The following is a 14,093-nucleotide window of genomic DNA, read 5'->3' as shown; positions in this document are numbered from 1 at the left end:
CGCGTGTTGCCGGTGATACCTACCCTGACGAACGGTCAAAAACCGTATACGTAACATGACGTAACAGGGGAGTGGACGTCTCCGCAGCTGTAAAGGTTCCCATCCGAAGCGGCATCTGGCCAGCGCGGATCGACCCAGTGGTTCAGTTAGGGGGTGAGTTTGGGCTATAATCGGCGCCCTTTTTTGAATCCCCAGCCAGGCGATTTCCCATGACCCACCAGGCCGCCGAAGTCGCGAAACGCCGCACCTTCGCCATCATTTCCCACCCGGATGCGGGTAAGACCACCATCACCGAGAAACTCCTGCTGATGGGCAAGGCGATTTCGGTCGCCGGTACGGTGAAATCGCGAAAGTCCGACCGCCATGCCACCTCCGACTGGATGGAAATGGAGAAGCAGCGCGGTATCTCCATCACCACCTCGGTGATGCAGTTCCCGTACCGCGACCACATGGTCAACCTGCTCGATACCCCCGGCCACGAAGACTTCTCCGAAGACACCTACCGCACCCTCACCGCGGTGGACTCGGCATTGATGGTGCTCGACGGCGGTAAAGGTGTCGAGCCGCGCACCATCGCCCTGATGGACGTGTGCCGTCTGCGGGACACGCCGATCGTCAGCTTCATCAACAAACTCGACCGCGACATCCGCGATCCGATCGAGTTGCTCGACGAAATCGAAGCCGTACTCAAGATCAAGGCTGCGCCGATCACCTGGCCTATCGGCTGCTACCGCGACTTCAAGGGCGTGTATCACCTGGCCGGCGACTACATCATCGTCTACACCCCGGGCCACGGCCACGAGCGTACCGAGGTGAAGATCATCGAGAAACTCGACTCGGACGAAGCCCGTGCGCACCTGGGTGACGAGTACGACCGTTTCATCGACCAGCTGGAGCTGGTGCAGGGCGCCTGCCACGAATTCAATCAGGAAGAATTCATCAATGGTCAGCTGACCCCGGTGTTCTTCGGTACCGCACTGGGCAACTTCGGTGTCGACCACGTGCTCGACGCCGTCGTCGACTGGGCGCCACGCCCGCTGCCGCGGGTTGCCCACGAGCGCACCGTGGAGCCGACCGAAGAGAAATTCAGCGGCTTCGTGTTCAAGATCCAGGCGAACATGGACCCCAAGCACCGCGACCGCATCGCGTTCATGCGCATCTGCTCGGGCAAGTACGAGAAGGGCATGAAGATGCGCCACGTGCGCACCGGCAAGGACCTGCGCATCGGTGATGCACTGACGTTCTTCTCGTCCGAGCGCGAGCAGCTTGAAGAGGCGTTTGCCGGCGATATCATCGGCCTGCACAACCACGGCACCATCCAGATCGGCGATACCTTTACCGAGGGCGAGAGCCTGGGCTTCACCGGTATCCCGCACTTTGCGCCGGAGCTGTTCCGCCGTGTGCGCCTCAAGGACCCGCTCAAGTCCAAGCAATTGCGCCAGGGCCTGCAGCAACTGGCCGAAGAGGGCGCCACCCAGGTGTTCTTCCCCGAGCGCAGCAACGACATCATTCTCGGCGCGGTCGGTGTGCTGCAGTTCGACGTGGTCGCCAGCCGCCTGAAGGAAGAGTACAAGGTCGAGTGCGGCTACGAGCCGATCACCGTCTGGTCGGCGCGCTGGATCAGCTGCGACGACAAGAAGAAGCTCGAGGAATTCAGCAACAAGGCGGTGGAAAACCTGGCCATCGACGGCGGTGGTCACCTGACCTACCTGGCGCCGACCCGGGTGAACCTGGCGCTGATGGAAGAGCGCTGGCCGGACGTGAAATTCCGCGCGACCCGCGAACACCACTGAGTCATCTCGCCTCACCCAACGCCCGTGCATCGATTGATGCGCGGGCGTTTTCGTTTCAGGCTTCGGGCGGCGGCAGCCGGTGCGACCTGTTGCCCAGGCGGTAGACCAGCAAGGTTAGCGAGTCGGCATTCTTGAGCATGATCTTCGAGCGCACCAGCGGGTCGCTCAGGAAGCGTGCGCGTGCCACTGCCAGGTCCTGGGTGCCGGCCAACTGCTGGATGATGCTCAACCCCTTGTTGTCGTCACGGGTGATGTCGCGGCGGGTGCCGTTACGTGAACGCACCACGAACAGGCGCCGGGCGGGCGAGCGGTGGGAGAACCCTTCATCGTGCTGGCGCTTGAGCCAGTCCAGCCTGTCACCGGGCATGATCATCTCGGCGAACGACGCCGAAGCTTCGAGATAGCGCATGTCGCGGGTGTCATAGGCGATATGCGAGAACTCGTGGATCAGGCAGTTGGCCCGCCCGGCAGCATCGGCTTCATGCCAGGAGACGTCGGGCTTGAAGTCGAATTTGTCGACGAAGCTGTAATCGAAGTAGGCGTCCAGGATGAAGATCTGCTTCAGCGGATCGTGGGGCGAGGTAAAGGCGATGCCGTCGTAAGTGCCGACGTTGCTGACCAGTATGTAGCGCTGTGAGCTGGCAGGCGAGTAGGCGGGGGAGGCCATCATGCTCAGGATCTTTTCCACGGGCTTGCGCACCCGCTGCAGCAGCGCGTCGTCAGGTGTGTCGATGCCGAAGAAGTCACACAGGATCTCGCGCGTCTGCACGGCCATGCTATCGGCCGGGTAGTGCAGGTTGTCCAGGCAGGTGCTCAGGTAATCGAGTGCCTGACGGTGTGCTCGGCGTAGCAGGTCGGCACGTGTGGGCATGCGTTGACGAATCTCGCGCATGCCGACGGCACGAATGATCAGGTCCGTGCTGGTCATGACGCGGCGTGCGGCCCATCCACCGAGCCTGCCAAGTACGCCGCCACCGAGCAGGGTCAACGACTGTTTCGGGTCGATCTGCCAAGGCCCGGAGCCCTCCCGGTGCAGACTTGGGCCCGGCTCGTCGATGTCGATGGCACTCAGGTGCCAGCGCTCGTCCAGTTGGCGGGTGCGGTAGACCTTGCCGTCCAGTACCACAAAATGCTCGCTGCCATCGACGCTGGCGTAAATCTGCTCGTGCGCCGTCAGGCCGTCGAGGGCCTGCTGTGGCACTTCATAGCCGGCCAGTTGCTGGTGTGCCGACTGGCTCAGGCGCTGCCAGAACTCGTTCTCGCTGGCAGGCAGGGTGGGCGCGTCTGGCGCGCGCAGGCTGTGCCCGATCAGCAGGCTCTGCAGCAGCACGCAGGTCAGTTCCGAGAGCTGGGCAGACCAGCCCCGCCGGCCGGCACTGTCGACGATCTGCAACAGTGCCAGTTCACTTTGCCAGGCTGCCAGCAACAATCCGATGCGTCCAGGCACGAACATCGTGAGCGGGGTCCAGAGCAGGCCCAGCACGTCGTTGAGGGTGTTCCAGCGGACCTGGGCGCGGGTCACCAGCTGGGCGCTGGCCATGTCCTGGAGCTGGACCAGGTTGGCGTGGAACAGGTAGAGCAGGGCGTTGCCCTGCACCGGGCGATGGGCCAGGGCCACCGGTTGCTGAGGGTACAGCGGCAGTTCGAAGTCGAACTCGGCGCTGAAGGGCAGGTGAGCCTGGGTGAAGCCACCGTGGTCATAGCGTTGGCGCAACGCCTCGGGCAGGCGCGCCAGTACCAGCGCTTGCAGGCTCGGGTCGGTCTTGAGCTGGTGCAGCAGGTCGGCCGGACTGCCGAAGGCCCGGAAGATGCCGCTGGCTTCGTAAGGGATGTACATCACCACCGGGCCCGGCGTCGGACCTTGGCCCATGAACAGGTAGATACCGGGCACGGTATCCGGGGGCATGCCGCGGTCGGCGATCAGTTCCAGGGGCAGCAGTTGCACGGCCGGCATGGGTTGCAGGCCGCGCGCGGTGGCATCGGGGTGCTCGAGGACCGCGCGGATGCAGTCGACACCGGCCGCGCTCAACGTGCCCTTGAGGCGCGCACGCCACGCCGCTTCGAGCAGTTGCCCGGGCAGTTGCCGACAGAACAGCGCCTGGCGCTTCGGGTAATCCGGATGGGTCGGGGTCAGGTGCGTCTTGAGCAGCTGCTGGTAGCCTGCCCCCAAATCCAGTTCGCGCACCAGTGTGCGCAGGTACGCGGCATCGATGCGTGCCGGCACCGTCATGTCGCCCTTGAGTTCGATGGCGGTGATGGGCTGGTCCCAGTCGCGGTAGTGGTTCAGGGCATACTCGATCAGGGTCTGGCGATGGCGAATGCTCGCCGCCGCCTGCGCGGAGGGCACTTCGCCGGGTGGCGGCAGGGCAGTGACCCAGCGTGTGCTGGTGATGAACAGCTCGTCGGCCGGGTAGCGGCCCGCAGCAAAGTCCTGGTCCAGGCGCGCCTGCACACGGGCCTTGGCATAGTCGGGTATCGACGGCAGGTCGAACAGGTAGTCCTGCTGCGACGGGCTCTGCAGCAGGTTGCGCGCCAGCGCCTGCCAGTAACCGTACTGGTCGAGGGCAGACGCCCGGCCGAGCCAGTCGGGCAGCGTGGCACGCAGGCGCTGTGCATTGGCCATGCGCTGCAGGCGGCGCAGATGCTGCAGGTTGCCCGACGCCTGCAGCCCGTTGCGCAGCATGGCGGGCAGGCAGGCCGCCGGCAAACCGCGCCCCTTGAGCCGGGTGAACGCGTGCAGGGCGGTATCGACGCTACGCTTGCTGTCCAGCGCGGCCAGCGCATGCGCGGGCGGGCCGTCGAGCGCCAGCCAGGTGCGCAGCGTGGCGTGGGCGAAGCGCTGGGCGAGGACCGTGTCGAGTGCGGCAAGCGAGGTGAAGGCGCTGAAGCCCTCGTCGCGGGTCCACAGCACCAGCAGCGAAGGGCTGGCGTTCAGGGGTTGCTGGCTCAGCAACAGGGCATCGGCGCAGGCGCTGTGGTCAAGTTCCAGTTGCCACGCCAGTGTCGGCCAGGCGTGTGCGCTGGAGGGCGCCAGCGCTGCATCGATCAGCTCTCGTGCCGGCCGGGCAAGGGCATTGTCGTGCTCGATCAGCCGGTACTCGATGTCCAGTGCCAGTTGCCAGAGGTGCTGGTTGTAGGTGCTCATCTGGCGCTGGTGCTGCCCAAGCGCGCACGCCAGGGCCTGGAGGCTGGTATCGGCCACATGGTTGAGGCACTGCGCAACCAATGCCAGCGGCAAGCCGGGCAACGGCACAGGCTGTTCGGCGAGCACAGGGCCGATGACCTGCCATGAGGGGGCCAGCGCGGCAGCGGTGCCGCTGAGCCGTTGCCACACTTGCTCGGCGAGGCCTGGCGCGCGGTGGTCCTCGGCGCCCTGGCGCACGTTGATCTGGTCGATGGCCAGTGCATTGTGTGGCACCGTGTCCAGCACGGCGGCGAAGGCCTGTTCGAGGCGCGCGGCCGTGACTGTTTCAAGGCCCGGCGCCGCGTCTTGCAGTGCCTCGATGCGCGCGACCAGTGCGCCCAGGTAGGTGTACAGATCGTCCAGGCTGGCCGTACCGGCGCGCACGGCGTTCTCACGCTGGGCCAGGCTGGCGGGGCCGGGCAGGGCGAGCGGCGCCAGGGGGGCGAGTCGACTCAGCTCGGGCGCCAGCTGGGTGCCGATGGCAAGCGCCTGGCGACAGGCCTGGTACGCATCGACGGTGCCTTGCAGGCTGGTTTGCGTCTCTATTTCATGCTGCTGCGCGCGCAGCAACGCGTTGACCCAGGCCTCGAGGGCAGGGAGCGTCAGGGCGTTCAGGTGCAGTGCATTGATGCGCAAGGCCCGAAGGTGTTCTCGTTGCGAAGGGCTGACCAGCGCCAGCCAGCGTTCGCGCTCCAATGGGTCGGCCAGAGCGCACAGCAGCGCACGCCGGCTGACGTGTCGCTCCAGGCCGCGCGCCGCGCAGTAGCTGAACAGCGGACCGCTGGCATCGATGCTGGCGAGCACCAGCAGGCCGTCCAGCGGTTGGCTGTAGCTTTCCAGCGTGGTGACGGTAACGCTCCAGGCGTGCAGCTGCGACCCTGAAGGCTGCTGCAGCCAGGCCAGCAGTTGCGCCTGCTCCTGTGGCGACAGTGTGGTGGCCCAGGCCTGTCGAATGACGGCCTCGCGCAACCGCCCGCGCATCAGTTGCGTCAACTGTTGGGCCGCAGGGGTACCGAGTGTGCCTTTTGTGTACCAGTACCGGCGCAGTTGCTGGCTGCAGTAGCGCGCCGCACTCAGGCGCCGGTGCGCCGGGGGGGTAGCGGCCGTGGTGCTGGCCAGCGCCTGCTCCCACAGGGTATCGGCGTCTGGCTGCTCCAGCAGCAGGCGTTCGAGCTCCCCCAGGCTCAGGCCCAGCTGTCGGTTGATGGTCAGCATCAGGTACTCGAATACCGAGCCTTCGAGCAGTTCGACCTGGATGTCTTCGACGGCGTCCTGCGCGAACCGTTGGCGGTCGGCCTGGGTGGCGTAGTGCAGCAGCGGGCCGCTGGGTGCGGTGGCCAACTGCTCGATGAGGTGGGCCTTGAGTTGCGCACGGTCGTCGAACCGGAGCAGGCCGGCCAGCGGGTGATACAGGTACACGGGCGTCTGCGTGCTGCGGCTGAGCAGCAGGCTGGCGGTCAGCTCGATGACGGTGCCGGTATCGGTGATGGCGCTCAGGCGATCGACTCGCAGCGCTTCGCCAGCGTCCGGTGGTGCGTCACGCGTGGCCAGCAGCGCGCTCTTGAGCCAATCCTGCTGATCGGTCGCGAGGGCTTGCTCGCGGTGGGCCTGGTCGAGGTGGTCGACAAAGCGCCGGCGTAGGGCATCGACATGAAAGTACGGCAGGGTTGTGACGTGCATGGGGCGTGCTCCGGGCAATGGAATCAAGGCGCGGGGCAACGCGTGTGTGGCATGTGCTACCCCGGCGAGCGTTGCAAACTGCCGGGGTGCACCCTGGGCGCGGTGGTACTTATTGCGGCCACCTTCAGTTGCCGGCCTTGATGCGGGTCCAGATGCGGGTTCTGATGCGGTCGATCTTGGCTGGCATGGCCTCCAGTGCCTATAGCCGGGGCCGTCGGGGAGGTCGGGTGCGGCCATGGCGATGGCTCTGGCAGAGTGAAAAATGCAGCGTGTCGCAGTGACCTTTTCGCTGGCCAGCCAGCCCCCACAGGATCCTTGTGGGAGCGGGCTCGCCCCGCGATGGGCTGCGCAGCAGCCCTAGAGAAACTGCTCCGCGTAATGACACGCCACCTGCCGTGTGCCCACCGCCCTGAACGCCGGCTCTTCACTGGCACAGCGCTGGGTGGCATACGGGCAGCGCTTGTGGAACGCGCAGCCCGACGGCGGGTTCAGCGGGTTGGGCAACTCGCCGACGATCTTGATCCTGGGCTTGAGCGGGTCGGGGTGAATGGCCGGTGTGGCCGACAGCAACGCCTGGGTGTAAGGGTGCAGGGGCCTGGCATAGATGTCCTCCTTGGGCCCCATTTCCGCCGGGCGCCCCAGGTACATCACCAGCACCTGGTCGGCCACATGCCGTACCACTGCCAGGTTGTGCGAGATGAACACGTAGGCGGTGTTGAACTGCTTCTGCAGGTCCATGAACAGGTTCAGCACCTGCGCCTGGATCGACACGTCCAGCGCCGAGGTCGGCTCGTCGGCCACCAGCACCTTGGGCTGCAGCATCATGGCCCGTGCCAGCGCAATCCGCTGGCGCTGGCCTCCCGAGAACATGTGCGGGTAGCGCTGGTAGTGCTCGGGCCGCAGGCCCACCTGCTGCATCATGGCCTGGACTTTTTCACGGCGCTCGGCCTTCGACAGCGAGGTGTTGATCAACAGTGGCTCGGCCAACTGGTCACCGATCTTCTGCCGCGGATTGAGCGAGGCATACGGGCTCTGGAACACCATCTGCACATCGCGGCGCAGCTGCCTGCGCTGCTGCTTGCTGGCACCGGTCACCTCCTGCCCGGCAATCTGCAACGAACCGGAGGAGGGCTCCTCGATCAGGGTCAGGGCGCGTGCCAGGGTCGACTTGCCACAGCCGGACTCGCCGACCACGGCCAGGGTCTTGCCCGCCGCCAGCTCGAACGACACGCCATTGAGGGCGCGCACCAGGGCATGGCCCTTGAACAGGCCCAGCGAGACTTCGTAGTGACGGGTCAGGTCACGGGCGGTCAGTACGACGCTCATCACGCCACCTCCTGGTTCAGCGGGTAGAAGCAACGCACCAGGCTGTGGGCCTGCGGGTCGAGTGCCGGGCGCTGCTGGCGGCAGCGTTCCTGCACATAGGGGCAGCGCGGCGACAGCAGGCAACCGTCGGGCCGGTCATAGCGCCCCGGCACGATGCCCGGCAGGGTCGCCAGGCGCTCGGCGCCTGCGCTGTGTTCGGGGATCGCGGCCAGCAAGGCCTCGCTGTAGGGGTGTGCCGGTACCTCGAACAGGTCGGGCACCTGGCCCACTTCGACCGCCTGCCCGGCATACATCACGCACACCCGGCGCGCGGTCTCGGCGACCACGGCCAGGTCGTGGGTGATCAGGATCAGTGCCATGTCCTGCTCTTTCTGCAGGTTGAGCAGCAGCTCCATGATCTGCGCCTGAATGGTCACGTCCAGCGCCGTGGTCGGCTCGTCGGCAATCAGCAGCTTGGGCTCACCGGCAATTGCCATGGCAATTGCCACGCGCTGGCTCATGCCGCCGGAAAGCTGGTGCGGGTAGGCGTCGAGCCGGCTTTCAGGGGCCGGGATCTCGACTTTCTTCAGCAGCTCCAGGGCGCGCTGGCGCGCCGCCTTGCCACGCAGGCCCAGGTGCTGGCGCAGCACCTCTTCGATCTGGAAGCCTACGGTGTAGCTGGGGTTGAGGGCGGTCATGGGGTCCTGGAAGACCATCGCCATGTCCTTGCCGACCACCTTGCGCCGTTGCCGGCCGCTCAGCGTGAGCATGTCGCTGCCATTGAAGTTCAAGGTGTCGGCGGTGATGCGCCCGGGGGCGTCGATCAGCCCCATCAGCGCCATCATGGTCACCGACTTGCCCGAACCAGACTCGCCGACGATGGCCAGCACCTCGCCTGTTTCCACACGCAGGTCAAGGCCGTCGACCACCGGTACCGCCGTGGCGTCGCCGAAGCGCACGCTCAGGTTGTTGATCTGTAGAAGTGACATGGGCGACTCCTCAGGCGGCATTCTTGAGTTTCGGGTCCAGCGCATCGCGCAGCCCGTCGCCCATCAGGTTGATTGCCAGCACGCTGAGCAAAATGGTCAGGCCCGGCAGGCTCACCACCCACCAGGCACGTTCGATGTAGTCGCGGGCCGAGGCCAGCATGGTGCCCCACTCCGGGGTGGGCGGCTGCACGCCCAGGCCCAGGAAGCCCAGCGCCGCGGCGTCGAGGATCGCCGAGCTGAAGCTCAGGGTGGCCTGCACGATCAACGGCGCCATGCAGTTGGGCAGCACGGTGACGAACATCAGGCGCGGCAGCCGGGCACCGCCCAGGCGCGCTGCGGTGACGTAGTCGCGGTTCAGCTCGCCCATCACCGCGGCGCGGGTCAGGCGCACGTAGGCCGGCAGCGAAACGATGGCGATGGCGATCACCGTGTTGATCAGGCCAGGGCCGAGGATGGCCACGATCGCCACGGCCAAAAGCAGCGACGGCAGCGCCAGCATCACGTCCATCAGGCGCATGATCGAGGGGCCCAGAAGGCGCGGGAAGAACCCGGCGAGCAGGCCCAGCAGCACGCCGGGGATCAGCGAGATCAGCACCGACGACAGGCCGATCAGCAGCGACAGGCGCGAGCCCTGGATCAGTCGCGAGAGCAGGTCGCGGCCCAGCTCGTCGGTGCCCAGCAGGAACCGCCACTGGCCGCCTTCGAGCCACACCGGCGGGGTCAGCAGAAAGTCGCGGTACTGCTCGCTGGGGTTGTGCGGCGCCACCCACGGTGCGAACAGCGCACAGAACACGATCAGGCACATGAACAGCAGGCCGGCCAGCGCGCCCTTGTTGCGCGAGAAGGCGGTCCAGAATTCCTTGTAGGGCGAGGGGTAGAGCAGGCTCGGGTCGAGCGCCGGGGCGTCGCCAGCGGCGGTTTTTGCAAGGGGAGTCGTCATGAAAAGGCCTCAGCGCTGATGACGGATGCGTGGGTTGGCCAGGCCGTAGAGAATGTCCACGACGAAGTTGACCAGGATCACCAGGCAGGCAATCAACAGGATGCCGTTCTGTACCACGGGGTAGTCACGGGCGCCGATGGCTTCGATCAGCCATTTGCCGATGCCCGGCCAGGAAAAGATGGTTTCGGTGAGCACCGCGCCGGCCAGCAGTGTGCCAACCTGCAGGCCGAACACGGTGAGCACCGGGATCAGCGCATTGCGCAGGCCGTGCACGAACACCACGCGTACCGGCGACAGGCCCTTGGCGCGGGCGGTGCGAATGTAGTCCTCGCGCAGCACCTCGAGCATCGAGGAGCGGGTCATGCGCGCGATCACCGCCAGCGGGATGGTGCCCAGCACGATGGCGGGCAGTATCAGGTGCATCAACGCGTCCTTGAAGGCGCCCTCTTCGTCGCTGAGCAGGGTGTCGATCAGCATGAAGCCGGTTGTCGGCTCGATGTCGTAGAGCAGGTCGATGCGCCCCGACACCGGGGTCCAGCCCAGGCCCACGGAAAAGAACATGATCAGGATCAGGCCCCACCAGAAGATCGGCATCGAGTAGCCGGCCAGCGAGATGCCCATGACCCCGTGATCGAACAGCGAGCCGCGCTTGAGCGCGGCGATCACCCCGGCCAGCAGGCCGACGATGCCGGCGAAGAGCAACGCCGCCAGGGCCAGTTCCAGGGTGGCCGGGAACAGCGCGAGGAATTCGCTCCACACGCTTTCGCGGGTGCGCAGCGATTCGCCCAGGTCGCCCTGGGCCAGCTTGCCCACGTAATCCAGGTACTGCTCCGGCAACGGCTTGTTCAGCCCCAGCCGTTCCATGGCCTGGGCGTGCATCTCGGGGTCGACCCTGCGCTCACCCATCATCACCTCCACCGGGTCACCGGGGATCAGGCGGATGAGCGCGAACGTGAGCAGGGTGATGCCGAAAAAGGACGGGATCAACAGGCCCAGACGCCGTGCAATAAAACTAAACATCGTGTGATGGTCCTCATCAGCCCTAAAGGCATGCCCGCGAGCGCCCTGAACCGCCTGGGGCGGCCGGGCAGTGCGCTGCGGACGTTTTCGTTCTACTTCACCCGCGTGGTGGCGAAGTTGTTGTTGGTCATCGGGTTGATGACGTAGCCCTCGACGTTCTCGCGCAGTGCGGTGAACATCCTGGGGTGCGCCATGCTGAGCCACGGTTGGTCCTCATCGTACACCGCCAGTGCCTGGACATAGAGCACCGCGCGCTGATCGGGTTCGCTCAACTGGCGCGCCTGGTCGATCAATGCCTGGAATCGCTGATTGCACCAGCGGGCATAGTTCTCCCCATTTCTGGCCGCGGCGCAACTGAGCAGCGGGGTCAGGAAGTTGTCCGGGTCGCCGTTGTCACCGGCCCAACCGGTGGACACCATGTCGGCTTCGCCGCGCTTGGCCCGGCGCAGCATCTCGGCCCACTCCATCACGCGAATGTCCAGGCGGATGCCGATCTGCGCAAGGTCGGCCTGGAGCATTTCGGCGCTCAGGCGCGGGTTGGGGTTGGTCGGGCCGCCGCCGTTGCGGGTGAACAGGGTGAGTACCGCGCCCTCAGGCACGCCGGCCTGCTTGAGCAGCGCGCGAGCCTTGTCGAGGTCGCGTGGCGGGTTCCGGTTGTGGGTGTTGTAGCCCATCAGGGTCGGTGGGTAGGGGTTGACCGCCACCAGCGCGTTGCCCTTGCCGAACAACTGGTCGACATGGTGCTGGCGGTCGAAGGCCAGGCTGATGGCCTTGCGCACGCGCACGTCGCTCAGGTACTTGTGCTCGGTATTGAGCGCAATGTAGCCGGTGGTCAGGGCCTCGATCTCGGCCACTTTCAGGCGCGGGTCGGCCTTGATCGACGGCACGTCGTCGGGCTTGGGGTACAGCGCTACCTGGCATTCGTTGGCGCGCAGCTTTTGCAGGCGCACGTTGTTGTCGCTGGTGATGGCGAAGATCAGCGCATCACTCGGCGGCTTGCCGCGAAAGTACTCCGGGTTGGGCGTGTAGCGTACCTGGGCATCCTTGGTGTAGCGCTGGAAGACGAACGGGCCGGTGCCCACCGGCTTGCTGTTGAGCTCGCCGGTCTTGCCGGCCTTGAGCAACTGGTCGGCGTATTCGGCGGAGTAGATCGAGGTGAAGGCCATGGCCAGGTCCCGCAGGAAGGGGGCTTCGGGACGTGTCAGGTGGAACACCACGGTATGCGCATCGGTTTTTTCCACGGCCTTGAGCAGGTGCTGGAAACCCATGCTTTCGAAGTAGGGGAAGCCGATGCTGGTCTTGTCGTGCCAGGGGTGATTGGGGTCGAGCTGGCGCTGGAAGCTCCACAGCACATCGTCGGCATTCAGCGCGCGGGTGGGCGTGAAGTACTCGGTGCGGTGAAAGGTGACGTCCTGGCGCAGGTGGAAGGTGTAGGTCAGGCCATCGGCGCTGATGTCCCAGCGCTCGGCCAGGGCCGGCTGGATGTCGGTGGTACCGGGCCTGAAGTCGACCAGGCGGTTGAACAGGGTTTCGGCGGCGGCATCGGCGGTGACGGCGGTGGTGTACTGCGCGATGTCGAAGCCTTCGGGGCTGGCCTCGGTGCACACCACCAGCGGCTTGGCTGCAAGGCTTGCGGCAGCGCTCAACAGGAGGGCTGCCAGGGCAGCCTGTAGGGGTAACGGTTTCATGACACTTCCCTGCATTCGATTAAACCAGCGTAGCCACCACGCCGATTCGGCGAATCGGCCGTGGGGTGGTGCCCTAGAGGATGTTGAACGGAATGGTGGTCACCACCCGCAGCTCGTCCAGGCTGCCGTCGCCCTGCAGCCTGCTGGCGCGGTGGGTGGTGTAGGTGGCGCGCACGGTGGTGTCCTTGAGTGCACCGCTCTGCACCGCGTAGCTGGTGCCGATGCCCCACTCGTAGTGGTTCTCACCGTCGAGGTTCTTCACGTCGTAGCCACTCCCCTTGTAATGGGTGCCGTCGATACCCCAGCCGCGCGCGTTGTACAGGTTGAACTTGAGCCCCGGCACACCGAACGGCGCCATGTTCAGCACATAGCCGATCTGCAGCGACTTTTCATTGGGGCCGTTGAAGTCCGACAGCAGCGAGTTGGCCAGGAAGATCGCATTGGTGTCGTGCAGGTAGTCGAAGTACTCGTTGCCGTTGACCTGCTGGTAGGCCAGCGACAGGGTGTGCGCCTGATGGGTCAGGCCGAACGACAGGCTGAAGGTATCGTTGTCGATCGCCCCCAGCTTGCTTTTGCCCTCGTCGCGGGTCTTGTAGTAGTTGAACCCGGTGTTCAGGCCGAGCACGGCATTGTCGCCCAGTACATGGTTGGCGCCGAAGTAGTACTGGTTCCACAGGTCTTCGACCTTGGACACGTACAGGCTGGTGGTCAGGCTCTTGAATGGCTGGTAATTGACCCCGGCCATGCTGACCCGGTCGGTGAACTGGCTGGAATCGCCGTACTCGGAGCGGAACTTGCTCTGGCCCTGTTCGGTACGCATCGAGACGCGGTCGAAGGTGCCGGCGTCGAAGGTAAGGTTGTCGAACTCGGCGCTGTGCAGGCTCACGCCCTGGAAGCTCGAGGGCAGTGCGCGGTTGCCGATGTAGGCGATCACCGGGGTGTCGATGGATTGCCGGCCGGCGGTCAGGGTGGTGTTGGAGACCCGTGCCTTGAGGTTGGCCAGGCCCAGCTTGCTCCACTGGTCGACCACTTCGCCGTCGCCGTGGGTCAGGGTGCGGTTGTTTGGCCCGGCCACGCTGGCACGTCCGCGCTCCAGGGCGATGGCGTTGTACAGCGCCACCTCGGTGCTCAGGCCCACGGTGCCTTGGGTAAAGCCGGAGGTGTAGTTGAGAATCGAGCCCTGCACCCAGTTGTTGCGTCGGTCGGTAGGGTGACGGCTGCCGTCGCTTTTGCTGTACGACCACAGCGGCCCGCGCCTGGCGCGTTCGCGGGCATACCAGTTGCGGGTCGAGCCGGACAGGCGCTGGCCGTCGAAAAAACCGCTGGCCTGGTCCTGGGCGCTGGTGCTGCTCAGGGTAAGCGGGACGAACGCCTGGCTGGCAGGTTCGGCGTGGGCCATGACGCTCAGCCCGCCGAGGGCAAGGGCGAGTACTGCGTGGTTGACTGGTTTCAAGGTTGAAGCTCCCATTATGTTTTTTTTATGCCGCCAGGCCT

General features: G+C 65.6%; 8 protein-coding genes. 1 reads left to right on the top strand and 7 read right to left on the bottom strand.

The genetic code is table 11. From position 1 onward, the window contains the following. Positions 1-209 precede the first annotated feature (209 nt). Positions 210-1,793 (top strand): peptide chain release factor 3, encoded by a 1,584-nt coding sequence (locus KUO17_RS23705; RefSeq protein ID WP_217978007.1) that lies wholly within the window; start codon positions 210-212, stop codon positions 1,791-1,793. Between the two features lie 55 nt (positions 1,794-1,848). Here KUO17_RS23705 and KUO17_RS23700 read toward each other — a convergent pair whose 3' ends face one another. The 7 genes from KUO17_RS23700 to KUO17_RS23670 all read right to left on the bottom strand — a co-directional run bounded on the left by KUO17_RS23700 (position 1,849) and on the right by KUO17_RS23670 (position 13,998). Next, positions 1,849-6,657 (bottom strand): dermonecrotic toxin domain-containing protein, encoded by a 4,809-nt coding sequence (locus KUO17_RS23700; RefSeq protein ID WP_217978006.1) that lies wholly within the window; start codon positions 6,655-6,657, stop codon positions 1,849-1,851. 357 nt (positions 6,658-7,014) lie between these two features. After that, entirely contained in the window at positions 7,015-7,983 is a 969-nt protein-coding gene (locus KUO17_RS23695) for a peptide ABC transporter ATP-binding protein (RefSeq protein ID WP_217978005.1), read from the bottom strand. Next, complete coding sequence (locus tag KUO17_RS23690; protein ID WP_217978004.1) at positions 7,983-8,951, bottom strand: ABC transporter ATP-binding protein; 969 nt, start codon at positions 8,949-8,951, stop codon at positions 7,983-7,985. Before KUO17_RS23690 ends, KUO17_RS23695 begins: the two co-directional genes overlap by 1 nt. Before the next feature lie 10 nt (positions 8,952-8,961). Beyond that, positions 8,962-9,891: an ABC transporter permease subunit gene (locus KUO17_RS23685; protein ID WP_217978003.1), complete on the bottom strand. Its 930-nt coding sequence runs from the start codon at positions 9,889-9,891 to the stop codon at positions 8,962-8,964. Between the two features lie 9 nt (positions 9,892-9,900). Then, positions 9,901-10,911 (bottom strand): ABC transporter permease subunit, encoded by a 1,011-nt coding sequence (locus KUO17_RS23680; protein WP_217978002.1) that lies wholly within the window; start codon positions 10,909-10,911, stop codon positions 9,901-9,903. Positions 10,912-11,003: 92 nt separating this feature from the next. Continuing rightward, positions 11,004-12,599 (bottom strand): ABC transporter substrate-binding protein, encoded by a 1,596-nt coding sequence (locus KUO17_RS23675; protein ID WP_217978001.1) that lies wholly within the window; start codon positions 12,597-12,599, stop codon positions 11,004-11,006. Positions 12,600-12,672: 73 nt separating this feature from the next. Then, entirely contained in the window at positions 12,673-13,998 is a 1,326-nt protein-coding gene (locus tag KUO17_RS23670) for an OprD family porin (RefSeq protein WP_255263761.1), read from the bottom strand. Between the last annotated feature and the right edge of the window lie 95 nt (positions 13,999-14,093).

Origin of the sequence: Pseudomonas aegrilactucae (genome assembly GCF_019168305.1) — a bacterium.
Taxonomy (GTDB): Bacteria; Pseudomonadota; Gammaproteobacteria; order Pseudomonadales; family Pseudomonadaceae; genus Aquipseudomonas; species Aquipseudomonas aegrilactucae.
This window is presented reverse-complemented; position numbering and strand designations above follow the sequence as displayed.